General features: G+C 37.5%; 21 protein-coding genes. 13 read left to right on the top strand and 8 right to left on the bottom strand.

Annotation, left to right across the window (positions count from 1 at the left end; genetic code table 11):
• Window positions 1-503: 503 nt before the first annotated feature.
• Window positions 504-1,217, top strand: a complete 714-nt coding sequence (gene purC / locus ABN080_RS05100) for a phosphoribosylaminoimidazolesuccinocarboxamide synthase (protein WP_072068417.1) — start codon at window positions 504-506, stop codon at window positions 1,215-1,217.
• Between the two features lie 151 nt (window positions 1,218-1,368).
• On the opposite strand, the gene ABN080_RS05095 is transcribed toward purC, so the two are convergent.
• Window positions 1,369-1,980, bottom strand: a complete 612-nt coding sequence (locus ABN080_RS05095; protein ID WP_349440527.1) for a glutathione S-transferase family protein — start codon at window positions 1,978-1,980, stop codon at window positions 1,369-1,371.
• A gap of 93 nt (window positions 1,981-2,073) precedes the next feature.
• Window positions 2,074-2,772 (bottom strand): helix-turn-helix transcriptional regulator, encoded by a 699-nt coding sequence (locus ABN080_RS05090; protein WP_349440526.1) that lies wholly within the window; start codon window positions 2,770-2,772, stop codon window positions 2,074-2,076.
• A gap of 220 nt (window positions 2,773-2,992) precedes the next feature.
• On the opposite strand from ABN080_RS05090, the gene ypfJ reads away from it, so the two are divergent.
• The 3 genes from ypfJ to ABN080_RS05075 all read left to right on the top strand — a co-directional run bounded on the left by ypfJ (window position 2,993) and on the right by ABN080_RS05075 (window position 6,442).
• Entirely contained in the window at window positions 2,993-3,877 is an 885-nt protein-coding gene (gene ypfJ / locus ABN080_RS05085; RefSeq protein WP_349440524.1) for a KPN_02809 family neutral zinc metallopeptidase, read from the top strand.
• Window positions 3,878-3,938: 61 nt separating this feature from the next.
• Window positions 3,939-4,391 (top strand): DUF441 domain-containing protein, encoded by a 453-nt coding sequence (locus tag ABN080_RS05080; protein WP_006533030.1) that lies wholly within the window; start codon window positions 3,939-3,941, stop codon window positions 4,389-4,391.
• A gap of 2 nt (window positions 4,392-4,393) precedes the next feature.
• Window positions 4,394-6,442, top strand: coding sequence for a tRNA(Met) cytidine acetyltransferase TmcA (locus ABN080_RS05075; RefSeq protein ID WP_349440523.1), 2,049 nt, complete (start codon window positions 4,394-4,396; stop codon window positions 6,440-6,442).
• On the opposite strand, the gene ABN080_RS05070 is transcribed toward ABN080_RS05075, so the two are convergent.
• Window positions 6,405-6,614 (bottom strand): YpfN family protein, encoded by a 210-nt coding sequence (locus ABN080_RS05070; RefSeq protein ID WP_109847325.1) that lies wholly within the window; start codon window positions 6,612-6,614, stop codon window positions 6,405-6,407. The two genes, ABN080_RS05075 and ABN080_RS05070, sit on opposite strands and share 38 nt — an antisense overlap.
• A 99-nt stretch (window positions 6,615-6,713) precedes the next feature.
• On the opposite strand from ABN080_RS05070, the gene ABN080_RS05065 reads away from it, so the two are divergent.
• Entirely contained in the window at window positions 6,714-7,097 is a 384-nt protein-coding gene (locus tag ABN080_RS05065; RefSeq protein ID WP_072068409.1) for a DUF454 family protein, read from the top strand.
• Between the two features lie 2 nt (window positions 7,098-7,099).
• Here the strand turns inward: ABN080_RS05065 and ABN080_RS05060 are convergent, their stop codons facing one another.
• From ABN080_RS05060 to ABN080_RS05050, 3 genes are read right to left on the bottom strand one after another with little or no spacing between them, the layout of a single operon-like run.
• Complete coding sequence (locus tag ABN080_RS05060) at window positions 7,100-7,768, bottom strand: M15 family metallopeptidase (protein WP_197269076.1); 669 nt, start codon at window positions 7,766-7,768, stop codon at window positions 7,100-7,102.
• On the bottom strand, window positions 7,765-8,895 hold the full coding sequence (gene dapE, locus ABN080_RS05055) for a succinyl-diaminopimelate desuccinylase (RefSeq protein WP_072068407.1): 1,131 nt from the start codon (window positions 8,893-8,895) through the stop codon (window positions 7,765-7,767). Before dapE ends, ABN080_RS05060 begins: the two co-directional genes overlap by 4 nt.
• A gap of 5 nt (window positions 8,896-8,900) precedes the next feature.
• Window positions 8,901-9,272 carry an ArsC family reductase gene (locus tag ABN080_RS05050; RefSeq protein ID WP_072068406.1) on the bottom strand — a complete coding sequence of 124 codons (372 nt, stop codon included), beginning with the start codon at window positions 9,270-9,272 and terminating at the stop codon, window positions 8,901-8,903.
• A 206-nt stretch (window positions 9,273-9,478) separates the two neighbouring features.
• On the opposite strand from ABN080_RS05050, the gene ABN080_RS05045 reads away from it, so the two are divergent.
• Window positions 9,479-10,039 carry an SEN1982 family lipoprotein gene (locus ABN080_RS05045; RefSeq protein ID WP_349440522.1) on the top strand — a complete coding sequence of 187 codons (561 nt, stop codon included), beginning with the start codon at window positions 9,479-9,481 and terminating at the stop codon, window positions 10,037-10,039.
• 78 nt (window positions 10,040-10,117) lie between these two features.
• Here the strand turns inward: ABN080_RS05045 and ABN080_RS05040 are convergent, their stop codons facing one another.
• Window positions 10,118-10,741 (bottom strand): response regulator, encoded by a 624-nt coding sequence (locus ABN080_RS05040; protein WP_072068404.1) that lies wholly within the window; start codon window positions 10,739-10,741, stop codon window positions 10,118-10,120.
• A gap of 761 nt (window positions 10,742-11,502) precedes the next feature.
• On the opposite strand from ABN080_RS05040, the gene maeB reads away from it, so the two are divergent.
• The 5 genes from maeB (at window position 11,503) to ABN080_RS05015 (ending at window position 20,271) form a co-directional block, all read left to right on the top strand.
• Window positions 11,503-13,785, top strand: a complete 2,283-nt coding sequence (gene maeB, locus ABN080_RS05035) for an NADP-dependent oxaloacetate-decarboxylating malate dehydrogenase (RefSeq protein WP_349440521.1) — start codon at window positions 11,503-11,505, stop codon at window positions 13,783-13,785.
• Window positions 13,786-13,965: 180 nt separating this feature from the next.
• Window positions 13,966-14,835, top strand: coding sequence for a ChaN family lipoprotein (locus ABN080_RS05030; RefSeq protein WP_349440520.1), 870 nt, complete (start codon window positions 13,966-13,968; stop codon window positions 14,833-14,835).
• A 45-nt stretch (window positions 14,836-14,880) separates the two neighbouring features.
• Window positions 14,881-15,663 carry an energy transducer TonB family protein gene (locus ABN080_RS05025; RefSeq protein ID WP_349440519.1) on the top strand — a complete coding sequence of 261 codons (783 nt, stop codon included), beginning with the start codon at window positions 14,881-14,883 and terminating at the stop codon, window positions 15,661-15,663.
• 28 nt (window positions 15,664-15,691) lie between these two features.
• Window positions 15,692-17,860: a S9 family peptidase gene (locus ABN080_RS05020; RefSeq protein ID WP_349440518.1), complete on the top strand. Its 2,169-nt coding sequence runs from the start codon at window positions 15,692-15,694 to the stop codon at window positions 17,858-17,860.
• A 167-nt stretch (window positions 17,861-18,027) separates the two neighbouring features.
• A complete protein-coding gene (locus ABN080_RS05015; protein ID WP_349440517.1) occupies window positions 18,028-20,271 on the top strand; it encodes a TonB-dependent receptor in 2,244 nt (747 codons plus the stop codon).
• 109 nt (window positions 20,272-20,380) lie between these two features.
• Here the strand turns inward: ABN080_RS05015 and xseA are convergent, their stop codons facing one another.
• A complete protein-coding gene (gene xseA, locus ABN080_RS05010; protein WP_196554074.1) occupies window positions 20,381-21,763 on the bottom strand; it encodes an exodeoxyribonuclease VII large subunit in 1,383 nt (460 codons plus the stop codon).
• 169 nt (window positions 21,764-21,932) lie between these two features.
• On the opposite strand from xseA, the gene guaB reads away from it, so the two are divergent.
• Together guaB and guaA are read left to right on the top strand one after the other, a co-directional pair.
• On the top strand, window positions 21,933-23,399 hold the full coding sequence (gene guaB / locus ABN080_RS05005) for an IMP dehydrogenase (RefSeq protein WP_072068398.1): 1,467 nt from the start codon (window positions 21,933-21,935) through the stop codon (window positions 23,397-23,399).
• Window positions 23,400-23,482: 83 nt separating this feature from the next.
• Entirely contained in the window at window positions 23,483-25,060 is a 1,578-nt protein-coding gene (guaA, locus tag ABN080_RS05000) for a glutamine-hydrolyzing GMP synthase (RefSeq protein WP_196554075.1), read from the top strand.
• Window positions 25,061-25,069 lie beyond the last annotated feature (9 nt).

The raw sequence follows: 25,069 nt of genomic DNA, 5'->3' as shown, positions 1-25,069 counted from the left end.
AAATTTATACCATTTTTATTCGTAGGTATATTTAAAAAATACAAAGTTAAATGAATAAAAATATCTTGTTGAAACTTAGTAATAAGAAATATAACCAAATTAGTTTCTAATAAAAAAGAAATTAATTTGGTTTTTTTATTCAAAACAACTCAATATAGGTGTAATAAAAAATGAATTAATTATTGAAAATAATATAACTCTAAAAAGGAGATGATACAGTGATATAAACTAAAAATATTCTTATTTTGATTTTTTATATCCGCTATATTCTTACCTTATTATAGAATTTCTCTTTATTACTTTTAATGGTTAATTGTTATTGTTTTAAATATGAAAGATAATAATGCACTTTTATTCTCTATAAATAGTGCTGTTATCAATGTGTTATCTTCAAGATTTTTTAGTGATAGCTCTCACGTTTTAAAAGCTTTTTTATCTAATCTAGAGTAGAGTATGGGAAGCAAATTTCTTGTTAAACCTATCACATCTTTGGAGTGTGTCAGATGCAGAAAAAAGCTGAGTTGTATCGTGGAAAGGCCAAGACAGTCTATACCACTGAATCTTCTGATTTTCTTATCCTTGAATTCAGAAATGATACATCAGCGTTAGATGGCCAACGTATTGAACAGTTTGATCGTAAAGGCATGGTAAATAATAAATTTAACCATTTCATTATGAATAAACTGGAAGAAGCGGGTATCCCAACGCAGATGGAACGTTTGCTTTCTGATAATGAAGTGCTAGTCAAAAAACTCGATATGGTGCCTGTTGAATGTGTTATCCGCAATCGTGCGGCTGGCTCATTAGTTAAACGTTTAGGCGTTGAAGAAGGTATGCTTTTAAACCCACCTATTTTTGATTTATTCTTAAAAGATGATGCGCGTCATGATCCTATGGTGAATGAATCTTATTGTGAAACCTTTAATTGGGTATCTAAAGAAAACCTCGCAGAAATGAAACGTCTTAGCTATAAAGCAAACGATGTCCTTAGCGAATTGTTTGATAAAGCAGGGCTTATTTTAGTCGATTTTAAACTCGAATTTGGTCTATTCCACGGTAAAGTTGTATTGGGTGATGAATTCTCTCCTGATGGTAGCCGTCTATGGGATAAAAATACCTTAGATAAAATGGATAAAGACCGTTTCCGTCAAAGTTTAGGCGGATTAATTGAAGCATACGAAGAAGTTGCACGCCGAATTGGTGTTTCTTTAGACTAAATACGCAAACGATTACGTAAAGAAAAAACAATATAATAAAAAAGGTCAGCTTAAAAACTGACCTTTTGTTTTTTCAAAATTGCAAAAAGAGTATTAAAAGAACATGATTAAGCAGTTATATTGATAAAATTACGTTTAATAATAAGAATACTCATCGTAATCCTAAGTTAGCTAATAATTGTTTAATTTCATTATTAAGTGCAAGGTTATCAATATATTGATTAATTAATGGTGTTGGTTCAATGAGTGCATATTTGCATAAGAAAATTAGGAAATAGCCCACATACACATCAACCGCAGTCAGATTTTTGCCACAAATATAAGGATTGGCACTGGCTAGCCCCGTTTCTAAACAATGAAAGGCACGTTCAAATGAACCAAAACCAGAGGACTTTTGTTGTTCTTCATTCAACTCTACACCGAGATCTTTGACTGTAAATGCTGCTTCAATAGGGCCCGCGGTAAAAAAGAACCAACGATAATAGACAGCTCTTTCTGGAGAATTTAGTGCAGGTGCAAATCCTTTCTCAATAAACTTATCCGCTAAATAAGCACAAATTGCGGAAGTTTCTGTGACAATATATTCGCCATCAACTAATGCTGGAACCTTCGCCATCGGATTAATTGCAAGGTATTCAGGACTATGCATTGGTTCGCCATAAGCTAATTCAATGCGCTGATATGGTACATTTAATATCTTTAAGAAAAGCTCAACTGTGTTGCCGCGAGACATTGTATTAGTATAAAGGATAAGTTCACTCATGATGTTTCCTTACTGTGTTGATTGACATAATGTTTGTTTAAACTGAAATCGCTAAACGAGGAACAGCAAGGAAGATATTACGGAAGTTGAGTGTCAGTTATTGTCAGGAGCATCTTTGAGGATCTCTTTTTTCCATCTATCGAGCAAATAACTTTTTGGATAAGGCAAATTATCACTTAATACATCATAAGAAATAATCCTATCGAGTCTAAAATGGCGATAACTTTGGCGTAATTCACACCATGCAGCAATGACTTGCGAGTCTTGAAAATAGCCAACCGCAATCGGCCAAATAATACGATGACTTAATTGTTTTTGAGCGTCTTTATAATCAATTTTCGCTTTTTTCTCTTCACGCAAACTTAAGCGTAAATCTTTAGCAATAGTGTGGTTAACTTCAATAATTCGATTTGTAGGTACAAATAATGTGTTTTGCTCCAGTAATGTTTGATGCTGTGTTGTGACTACGGCATTAATTTTATTAATCGCACGTAATGCCGAGTAGCTTAATTCATTATCTGTATTATTTTCAACCCAACGCAATCCTAAGATAAGGGCTTCCAATTCATTGATATCAAAGGTTAATGGAGGAAGTAATAATCCTGATCTCAATTGATAACCTATACCCGCTTCGCCCGTAATTTCAGCACCTTGATCACGTAGAGATTCAATATCACGATAAATCGACCGTACACTTATGTGTAATTTATTAGCGAGTGCCTCAGCAGTTATCGGATAACGGTTTTCTTTTAGAATTTGTAATAAAGTGAGTAAGCGCTGGGTCCGAGTCATTAAGATCTCAATGTGTTAACAAAAAATATGATGATTAGGAATAAGAATTCTATTATGAAATGACTAAAGTGTGTTGAGTTATTTTCTCTAATAGTCTCTATTACCTTGCTCTCAAAAAATAGAGAATAGAGGTGACAATTTTTTGTTATTATCTCAAATCAAGTGATAAATTTACTCATAATAAAGATAAATTGGCCTATTAAAACCGTGGGGATATGTTATGCGTTGGAATGATCGCCGAAAAAGTAATAATGTAGAAGACAGAAGAGGGCAACTTTCCTCTGCATCTGGTGGTGGCAATCTCCCATTAGGATTAATTGCACTTTTACTGCGTACTAAATATGGTTTTGTAATAATTATTGTTTTAGTTATCGCTAGCTTTATGGGATTTGATTTTAACACGTTAACAGGTGGCAATAATCAAGCACCACAACGTAATGAGCAACAAACCGCACTCTATAATGAAGCAGCTGATTTTAGTAGTGTTATTTTAGCCAGTACAGAAGATTTCTGGCGAACAATTTTTGCACAAGCCGGAAAACAATATAGTGATCCTAAACTTGTGCTATATAGCAATAGTACGACAACACAATGTGGAACGGGCACAAAAATAATGGGGCCATTTTATTGTCCCGCGGATCGAAAAATCTATCTTGATCTCTCCTTTTATAATGAAATGAAAAATAGCTTAGGTGGTGGTGGTGAATTTGCCCAAGGCTATGTTATATCTCATGAAGTTGGTCATCATGTTCAGCATTTGCTAGGTATTACAACCCAAATGCGTGAAAAACAACAAATGGCTCGCTCAAAAGCAGAAGCAAATCGTTTATCTGTAAAATTAGAACTACAAGCTGACTGTTTTGCTGGAATGTGGGGGCATTTTATTGCAGGTGAGGGCCGTATTGATGAAAGTGATTTATTAACGGCAATTAAAACAGCGCAAGCTATCGGCGATGATAAATTACAGCAACAACAGCAAGGTTATGCTGTACCTGACAGTTTTACACATGGTACAGCAGAACAGCGTAAAACTTGGTTTATGCGTGGGTATAACAGTGGCAATATTAAATCTTGCGATACATTTGCTTCTTCGTCTTTGAACTAATACCATTCTTTGGTAAATAAAAGACAATTAACACTATAAAGAGAAAGGGTTAGGAACAAACATGAGCAATGTTGATCCCTCATTATTAATTTTGCTGGTTCTCGCTGGGCTCGGCATTATTAGTCATAATATGACTGTGACGTTAGCCATGCTGGCTTTGTTAGTCATTAAAATAACACCATTAAATCAATATTTTCCTGTTGTTGAAAAATATGGTATGACCATAGGGATCTTAATTCTTACCATCGGCGTAATGACTCCCATTGCAACAGGGCGTATATCAGGACAAGAAGTTCTTAATTCATTCTTAAACTGGAAATCACTATTAGCGATTGCTATTGGTATCGCTGTTTCTTGGCTGGGGGCTAGAGGCGTTTCTTTAATGAATAACCAGCCGTCAACGGTTGCCGGCTTATTAGTGGGAACGGTTATTGGAGTAGCGCTTTTCCGTGGTGTTCCAGTTGGGCCATTAATTGCAGCTGGTATTCTTTCATTATTAATTGGCAAATCCTAGCGGTGTCATTCTCTCATTTGCATCAATACCAGCAAAAGTTAGCGCGATTTGGGCTGCGTCAATTACTGCTATTAGCGGGCGAACCTACATGGCAAACAGAACAGATCCAGCAAATTACCCAGTTATGCCAAGGTGATTGGATAACGATTTCATCTTGCCAGCCTAATGCTATTTTACCAGAGCACGCTATTCGTCTGTTAGGACGAGAGTTTCTACATGCTGTTTTTGATGCTAATGAGGGATTTAATACTGATGCTTTAGCCATGTTAACGGGCACATTAAAAGCCGGTAGTTTATTGATCCTGTGTTTACCCAATATTGAAAGTTGGGATAGCTACATAGATAACGATAGTCAGCGCTGGAATGATGCTCAAGGTGCACTTTCAACACCGAACTTTATGGTATGGCTAAAAGATATCACATTAGGTGATGAGCAAGTGATTGTGTGGCAACAATCAACAGTATTAAAGTTGCCTACAATGATTGAAAAAGCTAAACCTTGGGTACTTCCACAGGGTGAACCAACCACAGAACAGCAAGTGATTTTAGATAATTTGCTTATATCGACATCTGGTGTTTGGAGTGTTATTGCACCACGAGGGCGTGGAAAATCTGCGCTTGCTGGTATGTTTATCGAGCAATATCAAGGTAATGTGATAGTTTGTGCACCTGCTAAGAATAGCACTGATGTTTTATCTTCCCATACCAACAAAGCTATTTCATATTACTCTCCTGATAATTTATTAGCACTGTGCAAAAATAATGAAATTCAAAGTGATTGGTTGATTATTGATGAAGCTGCTTCTCTACCAATTGCACAATTAGAAGTGCTATGTGGTTATTTTCCTAATGTGTTAATGACAACCACAGTACAAGGTTATGAGGGGACAGGGCGTGGTTTTATGCTTAAATTAGGAGGCAATATTCCTCATTTACGCACTTATCAATTACAAACACCAATCCGCTGGGCTAAAGATTGTCCATTAGAAAATTGGCTTAATCAGTTGTTATTACTTGATGAGCCTGAGCATGATTTTGAACGTCAGCAACAAGGTGAAGTCGATATCCAGAAGCTTCAAGGAAATTGGCATAATAATACTCCACAGCTACATGGGTTTTATCAACTACTTACTAGTGCGCATTATCGAACAACACCGTTGGATCTACGGCGTTTACTTGATGGTCAAAAACAGCATTATTGGTCAGCGACAATCAATAAAAAAATCGTGGGTGCCGTGTGGTGTATTGAAGAAGGGGGATTACCTTTCGAACTTGCTTATGATGTATGGCTAGGTACTCGTAGGCCTAGAGGTAATCTACTTGCTCAATCATTAGTCACCTATGGTTTAACACCAGATGCGGTGTGTTTAACCTCATTGCGCATTAGTCGAATCGCCGTTTTACCTCAATATCAGCGCCAAAAAATTGCTGCAACTTTAATGACTAATATTGTAATCGAGAGTCAAAAACAGGCTATTGATTACCTTTCAGTGAGCTTTGGTTACACCGAAGTTTTAGCACAGTTTTGGATGAAATGTGGCTTTCAAATAGTACGATTAGGGGTGCATAAAGAGGCTAGTAGTGGATGTTATGCAGCAATGGCCATTTATCCACTAACAGAAAAAGGTGAACAGTTATTGCACTCGTCTTTAAGCGCTTTTGCTTTGCAATATCAGCAGATAAAAAAGCAAACAGGTATCTGTTTATCAACGAAATTGCTACCCCATCATATTGCTACATCACAAGACACTTGGTTAATGATGGCAGGTTTTGCATTTGCTCATCGTCCGGTACTTACTGTTTATGAGAGTGTTGCCAACTTTTTGGTAGGTTATGAGCAACACTACCCGTTATTAGTGGCTTTTTTTGTAGAAAATAAAACAGTTGAGCAGTGTGTGGCTGAATTTTCTTTATCAGGAAAAAAAGTCTTAACTAAGCAACTAAGAGAACAATGCGCGAAATTAATGACTGAAAAAGATCCTCAATTAACATCGCATTATCAACAGTGGTTAGCTACTTGTTCTCATCCTTCTTGTTTTGATTTTGTTTAGGCCAATCATCTTCATCATCCCATTTATCATTAAAATCACGGTGTGGGGGCAATTTCCGCTTATTTTTAAGAAATTGTTTAGGATCGATTTTGTTCATATCTTTAATTGCGTTAATAATAATTCCCACTAAAAGAATTAAAATAATCCACCAATAGTCAGCAAACCAGTGCATAAATAAACCTTCTGTTTTAAAATCGTTATTGAGAATGAGGATCTTTTTTATTTAACGCTATAAAATAACCAGATACAGCATAAGTTGGAAAAGTACAGTATGAAACGGATATTATTGATTATAGCAGGTTGGTTATGTGTTGGATTAGCCACGCTGGGTGTTATTTTACCTGTATTACCCACAACACCTTTTTTATTACTTGCTGCATGGTGTTTTTCACGCTCATCAACACGCTTTCATCATTGGCTACTTTACCGTTCTTGGTTTGGCTCTTATTTACGTTATTGGCAAGCTTATCGCGCTATGCCTAAAGGGGCGAAACCTAAAGCTATTTTAGTGATTTTAATTACTTTTGCGATTTCACTGTGGTTAGTATCGATGCTATGGGTCAGAATATTATTACTCATAATCCTAGCTTGTTTGTTAATTTTTATGTGGAGACTTCCTGTAAACGATCAACAAGAAGCCCCATGTGAGAAATAATTTTATTCAGGCAAAACAATATAACGTGAAAATATCTCGTCAAGATCCGCTAATAACCATTGTTTACCATGAATATCTTCTTCCTCTAGCACTGATTTAAGAATTTCAGGCGTGTAAGCAAGTGAGGCTTCATGAGATAGAGGCCAATAACTGATATGCCAAGGTTCGTAAGCAATATAGCTCTCTTTATGAGTAAAAGGGCGATAAAAATCATATGCTGACATATTCTCCGTTAACCACTCATTAAGCTCTGCAAAATAGCCTCCGTCCTCATACTCCCAAGGTTCTAACTGTAACGATTGTCCTTCAGGCAAGCGAAAGGGATCATAAATATCAATTTCGGTTCCCCAATGGTGGCGACTTGCACCAGGTAACGCTGACCATTTTAAAATCGCGGTACAGCGTTCGCCTTCTGATAATGAATGAATATCTATTGGTTTGCTTTGTGCATCTAAAACAGGACGAGTGCCTTCAAATTTACCATTCCATATTGCTAGTTGGCGATTAAAATCGCGAAAAGAACTGGCTGGCATTAATTTAAAGCCGGCTTTTGTTGCCTGTTGTTGCAAGGCTAAAAAGGCTTTTGCTGCATTAAATTGTAAACGGTGTTGACCGGATAAAGTGACTAAATGCTCAGTAGAGCGACCTGTTAGCATTAAAGGCGTTATCATAAAATAAGTTGCTCCATCACTCGCTGATAAATTCGACTAAGTTGCTGTAGATCTGCTGCATTAACACATTCATTCACTTTGTGAATAGTTGCATTTACAGGGCCTAACTCAACAACTTGCGCTCCCATTTGAGCTATAAATCGTCCATCAGAAGTGCCTCCGCTGGTGGAGAGCTCTGGATCTAAATTGGTATAATGTTTGACAGAATAACGAACCGCTTCAAGCAATTTACCTTGACCAGTAATAAAAGGTTGACCAGATAAAGACCATTCTAAATGGTAACGAAGTTGGTGTTTTTGCAACAAAGCCTCTGTACGTTGACGAATTTCTTCATCAGTAATTGCGGTGCTAAAACGGAAATTAAATTGGATAAACAACTCACCAGGAATAACATTATTACTGCCAGTACCCGCATGAATATTAGCAATTTGCATGGTTGTCGCTGGGAAAAATTCGTTGCCTTCATCCCAAACCGTATTGACTAATTCTTGAATAAAAGGGGACGCAGTATGAATAGGATTTTCTGCAAGGTGAGGGTAAGCAACATGCCCTTGTACACCTTGAATTAATAAATTCGCTGTTATTGAACCTCGGCGGCCATTTTTTACCATATCACCTAATTGATGTTGGCTCGAGGGTTCACCGACAAGGCAATAATCAAGCCGTTCGCCTCGTGACATTAAAGATTGCACAACTTTTACCGTACCATCAGCTGCTTTTGCTTCTTCATCAGAGGTAATTAAAAAAGCCAGTCGTCCACGATGATCGGGATAAGAACGTACAAAACGTTCTGCTGCGATAATCATTGCTGCAAGAGAACCTTTCATATCAGCAGCACCGCGACCATAAAGCATGCCATCACGTATTGACGGTTCAAACGGTGGTTGTTCCCATAATGCTGGATCACCAGTAGGAACCACATCTGTATGACCAGCAAAGGCTAGAGTCTCTCCCTCACCTCCACGACAAGCCCATAAATTTTCTGTTTCACCAAAAGGCATTCTTTCAATAGTAAAACCAAGAGGAGCTAGCCTATCAATAATCAATTGTTGACAACCTTGATCGTCAGGGCTTATCGAAGGACGTGAAATTAATTGTTGTGCAAGTTCAATAACAGGACAGGACATAAATATTAGGCTCCTGTAAAGGTTAAATAGTCATTGGTATTAAAACCGACAATAAAGCGGTTATCTGATGAGACAAGAATAGGGCGCTTAATGATAGCGGGTTTATCTAACATCAGTGAAATAGCGGAGGTAACATCCGTGATTGCATTTTTTTCTTCATCAGATAATTGACGCCAAGTTGTTCCTCTTTTATTCACAAGTGTCTGCCAATCTAAATTTTCTGTAAAGGTGCGTAATAATGCTTCCGTCAAACCCTCTTTGCGGTAATCATGAAACGCGTAAGGAACATGATTATCATCTAGCCATTTACGTGCTTTTTTGATTGTATCGCAATTTTTTATGCCGTACATGGTATATGTCAGGTTTGTCGTGGACATGATATTTTCCTTATATGACAATACGTAATATTAGTATTGATGAGAATGAGTGTTATACAATTCCAAAGTAACAGCTTTTGTTGTAGTGAAAAATCCTATTTACATTATAAAATATATCGGATATTAAACTGTCACGTTAGTGTAACGAATTGTGTAGCGTAGAGTAATACAAATACGAATAAAGATTTCCGTTGGTAAAAGAGAATATGAAAAGTATTTCACTGAGTCTTATATTACTTTTACTTTCTTCTTTTAGCTGGGCAGATGAAGAAAATGACAGTCAAAAAGTTGATGAGTATAGAATAGCCTTAGAAGCTTTTTTTAACAGTGATTATTTATTGTGTTTGGGCGAAGGGAAATGGCCTGTATATAGCAATGAAGATGATGCACCTTGGGTGTTAGAAAGAATGCATGCATTAGTTGAGGCGGGATTGATTGAACAAACAGCAAATGGAGAAGAATGGGTGTTCAATCTCAGTGAAAAAGGACGCAAAGCGTGGCAACCTTACCAAGACTTCTGCTATGGCCATCTGTTTATTAGCCAAATAAAAGAGATCCAACCGATAGGATCAGGGAAAAGTAAAATTTATTTCTATTATGGTGTAAAAGGTATTCCTTCGTGGGCAACTAATGAAGAAATACAATCAGCTTTTAGTGAACTTGATATTGTCATAAATGGAATTAATCGAGAGCTTTATCAGTTAAATATTGAAAAAATGCCAGATAACCATTTTAAAGTATTAAGTTATCCTGTTCCCATTGAGTAATTAATGATTCAATACACACTTAAGCAAAATATTCAATAATAACTCTGATTACCCCGACCCTGTGTCGGGGTAAAACGTTTAATACTGGTGCTTAATAAGAATAAGACTGGCAGCTAAACGAGAAGTAACTTGCAGTTTCTTTAAAATGTTACGAATATGAACTTTCACTGTTTCTTCAGAAATAAATAAGTTTTCAGCAATTTGTTTGTTTTTCATACCAACTGACACTTCATGAAGGACATCAAGCTCCCTTTTCGTAAGAGCTGAAAGTGGATCAGAATAGTTTTGTCTAAGTTGAATATATTGCCAAACACGCTCGCTATAAACAGGATGCCCAACAGCCGCTTTACGCAAGCTTAGTAACAGCATATCTAATTCACATTCTTTTAAAAGATAACCGTTTGCGCCTGCATCCAATGCGGCATAAACATCGTTGCGTGAATCAGAAACGGATAAAACAAGAACGTAAGATGTTAAACCAGAACGTCGAAGTGTTCGAATAGTATCAATACCTGAACGCCCTTGTAGATTTAAATCCATCATAATTAAATCTGGATTTAATTGTTTTGCAGCGGTTACAGCCTCTTGAGCATTGCCACTTTCGCTTACTACGACAAAATCCTTGTCTTTTTCTAACAATAGCCGTAATCCATATCTCATGATAGGGTGATCATCCACTATCATAATTGAGTAGCTAGGCATAACCCCTCTCCCTAAAAAAAAATAATAATGTGCGTAATCTTTCCAAAAGTAGAAAATAAAAAAGTAAATTCCAAATGAGGAATAAAAATTAGAATCAGACATCTTATTAAAACAATAAGAAAATAAAATTGACGGTTGGCAATATTACACCAATTATTGTTACGGGTAAAAAAGAAAATAACCAAAACGCTTAACAAAAAACCTAATTCTATAAAATCTTTATCGTTACAATGAGTTGTATGGAGATGTGCCTATTTGAAAAATAATCAACAAGCGAAAATAGTTATTGTTTTTTTAAATAATATAAAAAATTTAATTATTTTAAATGTTAATTTAATATCTGATAAATAATAAACAAACATTGTCTTTTTTCTGTTCGAGTTTATTACAGTAGGGAAAATTAAATGACGTTAATAATATACCTATAACTAGGTATTAATTGTATATAATAAATCTAGAGTGTATTGATCTTAGATGGTCATTTTCATTCGTATTCAAATGACTAAAACGTCTTTTAATCGAACCCAAGGGGCTGTTTTTAATAGCTGTTTTTATTTTAAGTGATCACTATTAATATCATTCAATACCTAAAATAGCTGAGTAGGTTGTTTTATAAGCTTTTGTTGCGATAAAAATAAGCAAAAAAGATCAGTGCGTTCTAGTTTATTAAATTGAAAAAAGTGTCGTAGCCGTCATGATTTAACGCTCCATTACCATTATACTAACGAAGCCCTTACCCTATTGATACAAAGGATATGAAGATGGAAGACAAATTAAAACAAAGCGCTCTAGATTTTCATGAATTTCCCGTACCAGGCAAAATCACAGTAACACCTACAAAACCGTTAATTACCCAACGTGATCTGGCATTAGCTTATTCGCCGGGTGTTGCAGCACCTTGTTTAGAAATTGCAGCCGATCCTCTAGCTGCTTATCGCTATACCGCTAAAGGTAACCTTGTTGGGGTGATTTCAAATGGTACAGCAGTGCTTGGACTTGGAAATATTGGAGCCTTAGCTGGTAAGCCTGTAATGGAAGGTAAGGGCGTTTTGTTTAAGAAGTTTTCTGGTGTTGATGTTTTTGACATTGAAGTTAATGAAACGGACCCTGATAAACTTGTTGATATTATTGCTTCATTAGAACCTACTTTTGGTGGTATTAACCTCGAAGATATTAAAGCACCAGAGTGTTTTTATATTGAGCAAAAATTGCGTGAGAGAATGAATATCCCTGTTTTCCATGATGATCAACATGGTACAGCGATTATCTCAACTGCCGCGATCCTCAATGGTTTACGTATTATTCGAAAAGATATTAGCAAAGTAAAATTAGTGGTATCAGGGGCGGGTGCAGCTTCTATCGCGTGTATGAATCTATTAGTCGCTTTAGGACTAACACGTGAAAATATCACAGTATGTGACTCAAAAGGCGTTATCTACCGTGGTCGTGAAGCTAATATGGCAGAAACCAAAGCCGCCTATGCGATTGAAGACAATGGTACGCGTACATTAGATGATGTTATTAATAATGCCGATATTTTCTTAGGTTGTTCAGGGCCTGGTGTATTAACACAAGAAATGGTTAAAAAAATGGCGCGCGATCCACTTATTCTTGCGCTTGCAAATCCCGAGCCTGAAATTTTACCGCCATTAGCAAAAGCAGTGCGTTCTGACGCGATTATCTGTACGGGTCGTTCAGATTATCCAAATCAGGTTAATAACGTATTGTGTTTTCCATTCATTTTCCGTGGTGCATTAGACGTTGGCGCGACTGCGATTAATGAAGAGATGAAACTCGCATGTGTGCATGCTATCGCAGAGCTTGCACTGGCTGAGCAAAACGAAGAGGTCGCTTCAGCGTATGGTGATCAAGAGCTCTCTTTTGGTCCAGAATATATTATTCCAAAACCGTTTGATCCACGCTTGATTGTAAAAATTGCACCTGCAGTTGCAAAAGCAGCCATGGATTCAGGTGTTGCAACACGTCCAATTGAAGATTTCTCGGTTTATATCGAACATCTTAATGAGTTTGTTTATAAAACTAACTTATTTATGAAGCCTATTTTCTCTCAAGCGAAAAAAGAGAAAAAACGCATTGTTTTAGCTGAAGGTGAAGAAAACCGCGTATTACATGCCACACAAGAACTCGTTACATTAGGTTTAGCAACTCCAATCTTAATTGGTCGGCCTAGTGTTATTGAAATGCGTATTCAAAAACTGGGTTTACATATTCAAGCTGGCAAAGATTTTGAAGTAGTGAACAATGAAAACGACCCACGTTTCAAAGAATATTGGCAAGAATATCACCAAATTATGAAACGTCGAGGTGTCTCTCAAGAACAAGCTCGTCGCACAATGATTGGTAATCCAACGCTTATAGGTGCCATTATGGTACGTAGAGGTGAAGCTGATGGCTTGATTTGCGGTACAGTAGGGAGCTATGCAGAGCACTTCGAAATCTATAAAAATGTATTTGGTTTACGTGAAGGTATGGAAACGGCAGGAGCAATGAATGCACTGTTATTACCAAGTGGTAATACTTTCATTACAGATACTTACGTTAATGAAGATCCAACTGCCGAACAACTGGCGGATATTACTCTGATGGCAGCGGATACCATTCGCCGTTTTGGTATTGAACCAAAAGCTGCGCTAGTTTCTCGCTCAAGTTTTGGCTCCTTTGATAGTCCATCATCAATCAAACTTAGAAAAGCGTTAGAAATTATCAAACAACGCGCACCTGAATTAGAAATTGATGGTGAAATGCATGCCGATGCTGCATTAGTAGAGTCTATTCGCCGTGATGTGATGCCTGATAGTCCATTAAAAGGTTCTGCGAATTTACTTATTATGCCAATGATGGAAGCGGCACGTATTAGCTATAATTTATTACGAGTAACGAGTTCTGATGGTGTGACAGTGGGGCCAGTTTTAATGGGGGTCGCTAAACCGGCTCATATTTTAACGCCAATTGCATCAGTACGTCGTATCGTAAATATGGTGGCATTAGCTGTTGTTGAGGCTCAAGCCCAATCTCAAAATTAATTCTTATAATTAGCTGAATTATATATAGAAGGCGCCTTTTTGAGGCGCTTTTTTTATATTCACGAAATTCACATAAAGCACTAAATGCAAATTAATATAATAATGATATTGATAATTATTAGCAATAATATTAACCTATGCATCCAAGTGAAATAAGTATATATAACTAATAGGATGATTATGTTTTTCTCAATATCAAAAAGGATCTTACTACTAGTTTCATTAATAAGTCTTTCAGCATGTCATTCGATAGAAAAGCAACCTGTATCAACTGTAGATCTGACAATTATTCAGTCGGCAAACATCATTGATACTCAGACTGGGCAATCTATTACGTCAGATACTCTGCTAGCTCGATTAGCAAATCAACCTCGTGTGATCATTGGTGAGAAACATGACAATGCTTATCATCATGATATTGAATATTGGTTAATGACTGAATTAGCTAAAAAACGTCCTCAAGGATCGGTTTTACTAGAGATGCTAACGCCAAGTCAGCAATCCTTAGTTGATAGTACGAAAAAACGTTATTCAGGTTCTGAATATCTACGGGATGAACGTCTAATGGCGGCATTAAAATGGAATTCCGGTTGGCCTTGGAAATGGTATGGCGATATTGTTAAAGCAGGGCTAAGTGCAGATTATCCTTTATTAGCTGCCAATATCGACCGTAGTGAAATATCTAGTGCATATAAAAAACCACCTATTATTGAGGGGGTACATTCAACTGATGCATCCGTTCGCCAACTTATTCAAAAAACCATCGAACTTTCTCATGGTGGCGCGCTTGATAAAACGCAAGCAGAAAAAATGACGATTATTCAGCAATTGCGAGATCGCGCAATGGCACAAAGTTTATTAAACGCTCCTACTCCTGCGCTTTTAATTGCAGGCTCTTTCCATGCCACAAAGGTAATGGGTGTTCCTTTGCATGTTGCTGATTTAGCACCGAATGAACACGTGATTGTCGTGATAATGACGGAAGAGGGAAGTGATGTCACTTCAGTTCATGCCGATTATCTTTGGATAACACCTGTTGCATTACCTTAATTTATTGATAACACGATTATGCTTATTTCCTCTTGTATGGATCAAATGCCAAAATTCCAGCTTTGTAGTTCTAAAGCTTTAATTTTTGCTATCGGTGTACATGCTGTTTTTGTCATGGCTTATTTTTATTTCAATAAAGAGAATACGGTATTAATACAAGAGCCTGAACTCGCTGTGATGATGAGTTTGAGTGAAAATGTACAAGCGCTCAGTGATGAAAAACAGGTTGTTGGAATGGATCAACAACTTGCGGTGGCAAGTCATAAAAAGGTAGAGCAAGATATTGCTGAAAAACAACCTGATCTGATTGTGAGTGAAAATGCTGATATTCTTATCGAAAAACCTAAGAAAAGGGTCAATGTAGAGCAAACAGCTAAAGTCACACCTGTTACATCACCAGTAAAACCAGCACCTATTATTAGTGAAAATGTGTCTAGCCAATCAGCACCTTCAAGTAGTCGCTCCGCGGCGAGACAGCAATCCAATGATGTTAGTGCAAATTATGACAGTGATTCAGACAGCTCAGAAAGCGCATTAGCATTATGGCAAGCTAAAACAAAAGGGCATCTTAATCGCTATAAAGCCTATCCTGAAGAGGCAAAAAGCAAAGGCAGAACGGGTATTTCTAAAGTGCGCTTTATTGTTGATGAACAAGGTTATGTCATATCGAGTGAATTAATTCTTAGTAGTGGCGTGCGTTCTTTAGATAGAGAAGCACAAAGAGTACTCAAACGTGCTGAGCCCTTACCGATACCGCCTATAGAGTTATTGTCGAAAGGTAAAATAATGGTTGAAATGCCAATTGAGTTTTCTACACTAACGTTCTAACGACAGGTTAAAAAGGAAATAAAACGTTATGCTAGTCGCAACAAAAAAACGGATGACGTTGCAATTAACGAGTGCGATCATGGCTTTGTTAATTTCAGCAACACCTGCATTGGCTCAAAATCAAAAGGACTCCCTAGTGACGCCACCAAAAGCGAATAAAGTGCCTCATGTGATGACAGAACATGGCGATGCACGTACCGATAATTATTATTGGCTAAGAGATGATTCACGCAAAGATCCTAAAGTGCTTGATTATCTTAATGCTGAAAATGCCTATACCGAATCCGTAATGAAAGAAGGTAAGGCATTAGAAGAAACACTCTTTAATGAAATGGTGAGCCGCATGGCTCAAAATGATGAGTCTGTGCCTTATATTTATAATGGCTATACTTATCGTACTATTTACCAAGAAGGTAAAGATTTCCCTATTTATCAGCGTAAACCAGTTAATAGCGAGGGTGAATGGGAAGTTCTTGTTGATGGAAACGAACGTGCTAAAGGGCATGAGTTCTATCAATTAGGTGATCTGACTATCAGCCCAGATAATAAACGTATAGCGATTGCTGAAGATAAAGAAGGGCGAAGAAACTATAATGTAGCTTATAAAGAGTTATCGGATAACGCATGGAAAGAGAATGTGTTAACGAATATCTCGGCAAATTTAGTGTGGGCAAATGATAGCAAAACACTATTTTATGTTGATAAAGATCCACAAACGCTACTGCCTTATCAAATCTATCGCCATCAATATGGCACTGATCGTCAACAAGACGTTAAAATCTTTGAAGAAAACGACGATCGCTTTTATACATGGATGGGTAAAAGCAAATCTGAAGATTACATTTTGGTGTCAATTGAAAGCTCAACAACGTCAGAGTCTCGCTTAATTGATGCGAATGCACCAGAAAAACCAATGGTGATTTTTTCTGCGCGGCAAGAAGGCCGAGAATATGATATCGACCATTTTAATGGCGAATTCTATATTCGTTCGAATCATGAAAGTGAATTGTTTGGTCTTTATAAAACTGCATCAATTGATAAGCCTTGGGAAACCGTCATTGCACCACAAAAAGATGTCGATTTAGAAGGTTTTGATCTGTTTAATCGCTGGTTAGTTGTAGAAGAAAGAAAACAAGGCCTAGTATCATTGCGCCAGATTGATTGGAAAACAGGTCAATCAACTAATGTCACATTTGACGATCCTGTTTATATGGCATGGTTAGGATTTAACCCTCAAGCAGATAGTGAAGAGCTTCGCTTTGGTTATACATCCATGACAACACCATCTTCAACTTATCAATGGAATATGCAAACACATCAAAAGCAACTGCTCAAACAGCAAGAAGTAAAAGGCTTTGAACGTGATTTGTATGAAAGTGAGCGCATTTGGGTAAAAGCAAAAGACGGTGTTGAAGTGCCTGTATCATTGGTTTATCGCAAAGACTTATTTAAGAAAGGTGAAAATCCTATCTTAATTTATGGTTATGGCTCTTACGGTAGTAGCATTGATCCATCATTTAGTTCACCTCGTTTAAGTTTATTAGACAGAGGTTTTGTCTACGCAATTGTGCATGTGCGTGGGGGTGGTGAACTAGGCAAGCGTTGGTATAACCAAGGTAAAATGGAGCATAAAGTTAATACTTTTACTGACTTTATTGATGCTACTAAATATCTAATTGCTGAAGGTTACGGAGCGCCTAAACACGTTTATGCCATGGGCGGCAGTGCGGGTGGATTATTAATGGGGGCCGTTGTGAATATGGCGCCAGAGTTATACCGTGGCGTCGTATCACAAGTTCCATTTGTTGATGTTGTGACAACAATGCTCGATGCTTCAATTCCATTAACGACAGGGGAATATGAAGAGTGGGGAAATCCTGCGGATAAAGACGTTTATTTCCGCTTAAAATCCTATAGTCCATACGACAATGTGGTTGCGAAAGCGTATCCTCATTTATTAGTCACTACAGGATTACATGATTCACAAGTACAATATTGGGAGCCTGCAAAGTGGGTTGCTAAATTACGTGAATTAAAAACAGATAATAATTTATTATTACTTGATACTAATATGAGTGCAGGACACGGTGGTAAATCAGGACGTTTTAATCGTTTACGTGATACTGCAAAAGAATATGCTTTTATTCTGATGTTAGAACAACCGAAAGTCTATTTTAAAGATCAAAATATTAATTAGATTAATAAGTAATAATAAATAAATTTAATAAAATTAGCCTGTCTCTCTTTAAGAGAGGCAGCGCTATTATTTAAATTTTATATAACAATAATTATGTTTTTTCTTATTTTAATTTTTATATAAAGCAACGTGAGCCTATTTAAATAAAAATAAAGAATAGGTTTATTATGAAATTTACAAGGAAAATACTTGGCACTCTTATATTATTTTCGGGTGTTAATCATCTTGTCCTCGCATCTGAAACAGATAAAGCAGTTCAATTTAGTAGTTTAAAAGTTTCATCAGCACAAAAAGAGACACCAGAACAAAAAGCATTGGGAAAACCTGGTGCTTATAGCTCTATTGGTGAAATTAACAATCTCGAATCTGTTGAACAAACATTACGCTCAACGCCAGGTACGTATACTCAAATGGATGTAAGCCAACCTGGTGTTAGTGTCAATATTCGCGGACTTAGTGGTTTTGGTCGCGTTAATATGATGGTGGATGGTGTCACGCAAACGATGTATAGCACATCACCTAGTCAATATGCTCATGGTGCACAACCCTATAATCAATTTAATACGATGATTGATCCGAATTTTATTATTAAAATTGATATTTCTCGTGGTCAACAAGATGGTGAAAATAGTATCAATGCTTTAGCAGGTAGTGCCAATTTTAAAACAATTGGTGTCGAGGATATCTTATTTAAAGGGAATTCATGGGGTGTAAGAAGTAAAGCAGCTGGTGGTACGAATGGATTAGGTTATAACGGCATGGTCGCTTTTGCCGGACAACGCTCTTTATTTAATGATAATGGTACTATTGGTGCAATGCTTGCATTGAGTGGGCACAAAATAGAATCGTCTTATAAAAATGGTGCGGGTTTTAATAGTGAAGAATTTGCGACAAGTAAAGAATTTAATCAGAGACCACACTCAGAACTCACTAAAATAAATATAAAGCCGAATGATTCTCATGAAATAGAATTAAGTGGTCGTTTTTATAACAACAATTTTAATCGTCGCAAAATTGATGCCAAAGATTACTATGCAAAATATCGCTATACACCTTTAAATGATTTATTTGATAGTGAAATTCTGCTTAGCCATAGCCAAGCATCACAAAAGTTTGAGGGCGATTCTCTTGTAAGTTTGCGAGAAGCAAATGCTAAAAATATATCTGATTCATTAGTGGCGAAAAATACCAGTCGCTTTAATTATGGTGAATTAGATATGGCATTAACGCTGGGCTCTAAATTAATGTCAACAGAATACAAACGTAATGTTACTGCACCTTCTAGTGATCCATGGCAATCACAAAATATGATTGAATATAACTCCTTTGCACCTAAAGGAAAAAATGATTTAACCAGTTTCTTCTCACAAATGAAATTTGAATATGACATTTATACGTTAGATCTCAATTTAAATTATGTGGATTATCATATTAAAGGGCGTAAACCTGCTTGTGATCCAACTGCTGCCTGTTTCCCTGAAGGTGAAATGAATATTAATCGTCATGATAGAAATTGGGATCCAGGCATGTTACTTTCCGCTGAAATTATTCCTGAATTTCAGCCGTTTGTCAGTTATGCACAAACAATGAGAGCACCTACCTCACAAGAGATCTTTTTTGCCAATGAAGGTGGCGCTTCAATGAATCCATTTTTGAAAAGTGAAAAGGCCGATACTGTTCAAATTGGTTTTAATAGCTATCGTCCAGATTTAATTATTGAAGGTGATAGTTTACGATTTAAAGGATTGTGGTATCACACAAAAATTAAAGATTACATCTCTAGTGATTCTTATTTTGTATGTAAAGGCGGTGTACGTTGTAAAAATGACGGCTCTTTAACGGATGAGGATTACGCGGGAATTGAATATGATGGCAATATTTTCTTGTATACCAATAGCCTTGAGCCTGTAACTTTACGTGGTTATGAACTTCAAGCAAATTATGATGCAGGGATATTTTACACAAACCTTTCTTATAGCGATCAGCGCACATCTCAACCGACTTCGATTGCCAGCACCGATTTTGGGCAAACTCCCGCCTCTGAGTTACCTAAATATTATGCCTCTATTGATACCGGTGTTCGCTTCTTTGATGACCAGTCATTAGAACTAGGTACTGTGATCCAAATCACAGGGAAATCACGTAAATCTTCACCTGAAGGTGTTGATTTTGATACGGGTAAAGTCCCTATGGTGCAACAAGATAATATTCCAACGGTTATTGATCTTTATAGTAATTACAAAATTAATAAGAATATTTCTTTGAAATTTGCAGTGCATAACTTAATGAATAAAAACTATTCTAATGCGCTTGATAGAAGTAATTCAGCGCCAATGATGCAAGAGCCTGGAAGTAATACTCAAACTGCTCGAGGACGAAGCTACCTTTTTGCAGGAGAAGTGCGTTTTTAATATAACGTAATGATTATCTTAAAATATAGATAATAAAAAACGGCACCAATATTATTTTGATGCCGTTTTTCTTTTATATTTATATAAAGCTTAAATTACTTGGTTTAACTTAATCGTTATTTTTAGCAGTTATTTTACGTTTTGCTCTAATTTTTTGTGTTTTCACTACTTCACTGGTGATCCAACCATCTTCAACACGCGTTTTTAATGGGTCACCCACTTTCACTTGTTTGGTGTTTTTCAGCACTTCTCCAGATTCTGTTTCACTAATACTGTAACCGCGAGAAAGTGTTGCGAGAGGACTCACACTTTCTAAGCGAGAACAACTAATAGCGAACTGTTCACGTTGACGGGATAGTTGCTGTGCAATACTTTCTCGCATACGGTAAATCAACAGTTGTTGTTGACGAAGTAATGCTTGAATTTGGGAACTAGGCTCTTGGTAATTAAGGCGTTTTTGTAGTTGTATTTGTTGATGTTGTTTGGCTTGTAATAGTCGCTGAAAACTAGAAACTAAACGCTGTTGTGTTGAAGACAATACATTTTGCTGACGGGCAAGACGTAAATGAGGATGCTGTTGCTGTAAGCGATGATGAAGTTGTGTTATTGCGCGTAATTTTTTCGCTAAGTAATAATCCATTGCCATTTCAAGGCGTTGTTGTTGTGATTGCAATTGGCGCAATAGCTCAAGCTTGTTACGGCTGATGAGTTCTGCTGCTGCAGAAGGTGTTGGCGCCCTAAGGTCAGCAATAAAATCAGCGATGGTCACATCCGTTTCATGACCAACAGCACTTACAATAGGAATTTTACTGGCAAAAATAGCGCGAGCGACGCGTTCATCATTAAATGCCCAGAGATCTTCTAATGAACCACCGCCACGGCCAACAATTAAGACGTCGCACTCTTTACGACGGTTAGCAAGTTCAATAGCACGAACAATTTGCATAGGTGCTTCAGCACCTTGGACTGCCGTTGGATAGATAAGCACAGGTAAAGATGGATCACGACGGCGAAGAATATTTAAAATGTCGTGTAGTGCAGCGCCTGTTGATGAAGTGATAACACCAATTTGTTTTGCAGGTGATGGTAGGGGGTTTTTATGGATAGCATCAAATAAACCTTCTGCACTGAGTTTTTGTTTTAATAGCTCAAACTGCTGTTGTAAAAGCCCGTCACCAGCAGGTTGCATACTCTCAACAATCAGTTGGTAATCACCACGAGGTTCATACAATGTGATTGTTGCTCGCACTAAGACTTGCTGACCATGTTGAGGTCGGAAAGTGACTTTGCTATTTTGACCACGAAACATCGCAGCTCTAATTTGGGCGTTAGTATCTTTTAGCGTAAAATACCAGTGACCAGAAGAGGGTTGAGTAAAATTAGAAATTTCAGCGCTGATCCAAATGCGACCCATTTCCATTTCTAATAATTGGCGAACGGTCTTATTTAGACGGCTAACAGTAAAAATATTATTGTTTATTGATAGTGTCATGTGAGCCAGATCAAATTTTAAAACAAAGACTTAATTGATTGATACTACCTAAGTTCGCGGCAGGATCAATAAAAATTTTGAAAAAAAGCTAGAAGCAACCGATTACGGTGTGTATAATTCCGCGGCAATATTTTCTATTTCCTAAAAGCCGCCTTGGTGAGATATTGCTATGTTACGAATTAAAAAAGAAGCACTTACATTTGATGATGTTTTGTTAGTTCCTGCACACTCCACTGTTCTTCCTAATACTGCCGACTTGTCTACTCAACTGACTGAAACAATCCGCCTAAATGTTCCTATGCTTTCTGCTGCAATGGATACTGTGACTGAAGCGCCTTTAGCTATCGCATTAGCTCAAGAAGGTGGAATTGGTTTTATCCACAAAAATATGTCTATTGAACGCCAAGCTGAAGAAGTGCGTCGCGTGAAAAAACATGAAAGTGGTGTTGTCACTGATCCTATCACCGTAACACCAGAAACTTCTCTGCGTGAAGTTCAAGCAATGACAGAACGCAATGGCTTTGCGGGTTATCCTGTTGTGACTAATGATAACGAATTAGTCGGTATTATTACTGGCCGTGATGTTCGTTTTGTAACTGATTTAGACCAACCTGTTACTGCGGTAATGACGCCAAAAGAACGCTTAGTGACAGTACAAGAAGGTGAAGCACGCGATATCGTTATGCAAAAAATGCATGAGAAACGTGTAGAAAAAGCGTTAGTGGTTGATAGCCACTTCCACCTGAAAGGTATGATCACTGTAAAAGATTTCAAAAAAGCAGAACGTAAACCTAATGCTTGTAAAGACGAGCATGGCCGTTTACGTGTTGGTGCAGCTGTTGGTGCGGGTGCCGGTAATGAAGAGCGCGTGGCTGCATTAGTTGCTGCTGGCGTTGATGTTTTACTTATTGACTCTTCTCACGGTCATTCTGAAGGTGTACTACAACGTATTCGCGATACTCGTGCTTTATATCCTAACTTACCTATTATTGGTGGCAATGTTGCAACTGCAGAAGGTGCTTTAGCATTAGCGGATGCTGGTGTAAGTGCGGTTAAAGTTGGTATCGGCCCAGGCTCAATTTGTACAACACGTATCGTAACAGGCGTTGGTGTACCGCAAATTACTGCTATTGCAGATGCGGTAGAAGCACTAAAAGATCGCAACATTCCTGTTATTGCTGATGGTGGCATTCGTTTCTCTGGTGATATCGCGAAAGCATTAGCTGCGGGCGCGGCTTGCGTTATGGTTGGTTCAATGTTTGCAGGTACTGAAGAATCTCCAGGTGAAATTGAACTGTTCCAAGGACGATCTTATAAATCATACCGTGGTATGGGTTCATTAGGTGCAATGTCTAAAGGTTCATCAGACCGTTACTTCCAAACTGATAATGCCGCAGACAAATTAGTACCAGAAGGTATTGAAGGCCGTGTTGCTTATAAAGGCTTATTGAAAACTATCGTTCATCAGCAAATGGGTGGCTTACGTTCATGCATGGGCTTAACAGGTTGCGCAACCATTAAAGAATTAAATACTAAAGCTGAATTCGTTCGCATCAGTGGTGCGGGTATTCAGGAAAGCCATGTTCATGATGTTACTATCACAAAAGAATCACCTAATTATCGCTTAGGTATGTAATTTATTCCGAGAAAGGCTTGTTGTAATAATACTGAGCAAGCCTTTCAACTTTATGACTTTATCTGTTTTGGAATTCACCACAAATGACAGCAAATATCCATAATCATCGCATTCTTATCCTTGATTTCGGTTCACAGTATACGCAGCTTATTGCTCGTCGTATTCGTGAAATCGGTGTTTATTGTGAACTCTGGGCATGGGATGTAACCGAAGAGCAAATTCGTGAATTTAATCCTAATGGTATTATTTTGTCTGGTGGTCCTGAAAGTACGACAGAAGATAACAGCCCTCGTGCACCAGAATACGTATTTAATGCCGGTGTTCCTGTATTAGGTATTTGTTATGGTATGCAAACGATGTCGATGCAATTAGGTGGCGATGTCGAAGTTTCTGGTGAGCGTGAATTTGGTTATTCACAAGTTGAAATTCGTGAGACTTGCGCGTTATTCCGCGATATTCAAGATTCAGTAAGTGAAGATGGCAAACCATTATTAGATGTATGGATGAGTCACGGCGACAAAGTCACTGCTATTCCTTCAGATTTTATCACAATAGCAAGCACTGAAACCTGCCCGTTTGCTATTATGGCCAATGAAGAAAAACGCTTTTATGGTGTTCAATTCCACCCAGAAGTGACCCATACACACCAAGGTTTAGCGATTTTAAAACGTTTTGTGCTAGATATCTGTGGCTGTGATGCTTTGTGGACTTCGGCTGCAATTATTGAAGACACCGTTGCTCGTTTAAAAGAGCAAATTGGTGATGATCACGTTATTTTAGCGTTATCAGGTGGTGTTGATTCCTCTGTTACCGCATTACTATTAAATCGTGCAATTGGTAAACGTTTAACCTGCGTATTTGTTGATAATGGGTTACTGCGTCTGAATGAAGCAGAACAAGTGATGGAAATGTTTAAAGGCAAATTTGACCTTAATATTATCCATGTTGAAGCAGAAGATCGCTTCTTGACTGCATTGAAAGGCGAAAGTGATCCAGAGAAAAAACGTAAAATCATTGGCCATTCTTTTATTGAGATTTTCGATGAAGAGGCACTCAAACAGCCACAAGTTAAATGGTTAGCACAAGGTACTATTTACCCAGATGTTATTGAATCAGCAGCATCAGCAACAGGTAAAGCCCATGTGATTAAATCACACCATAATGTGGGTGGTTTACCGGATGACATGAAACTGGGTTTAGTTGAACCATTAAAAGAGCTGTTTAAAGATGAAGTGCGTAAAATTGGCCTAGAGTTAGGTTTACCTTACGATATGCTTTATCGTCATCCATTCCCAGGTCCGGGTTTAGGGGTTCGTGTTTTAGGTGAGATCAAAAAAGAGTACTGTGATTTATTGCGTCGTGCTGATGCTATCTTTATTGAAGAACTACATAAAGCTGACTTATATAACAAAGTAAGCCAAGCATTTACCGTTTTCTTACCTGTGCGTTCAGTTGGTGTAATGGGTGATGGTCGTAAATATGACTGGGTTGTTTCATTACGTGCGGTTGAAACCGTGGACTTTATGACTGCGCATTGGGCACATTTGCCGTATGACTTCCTAGGTCGTGTATCTAATCGCATTATCAATGAAGTAGGTGGAATTTCCCGTGTTGTCTATGATATCAGTGGTAAGCCACCAGCAACGATTGAGTGGGAATAAAATACCGTT

Origin of the sequence: Proteus sp. fly-1089, assembly GCF_040138965.1 — a bacterium.
Lineage (GTDB): Bacteria > Pseudomonadota > Gammaproteobacteria > Enterobacterales > Enterobacteriaceae > Proteus > Proteus vulgaris_B.
Note: the sequence above shows the minus strand (reverse complement) of the source record. Positions and strands in the feature narration are given on the sequence as shown.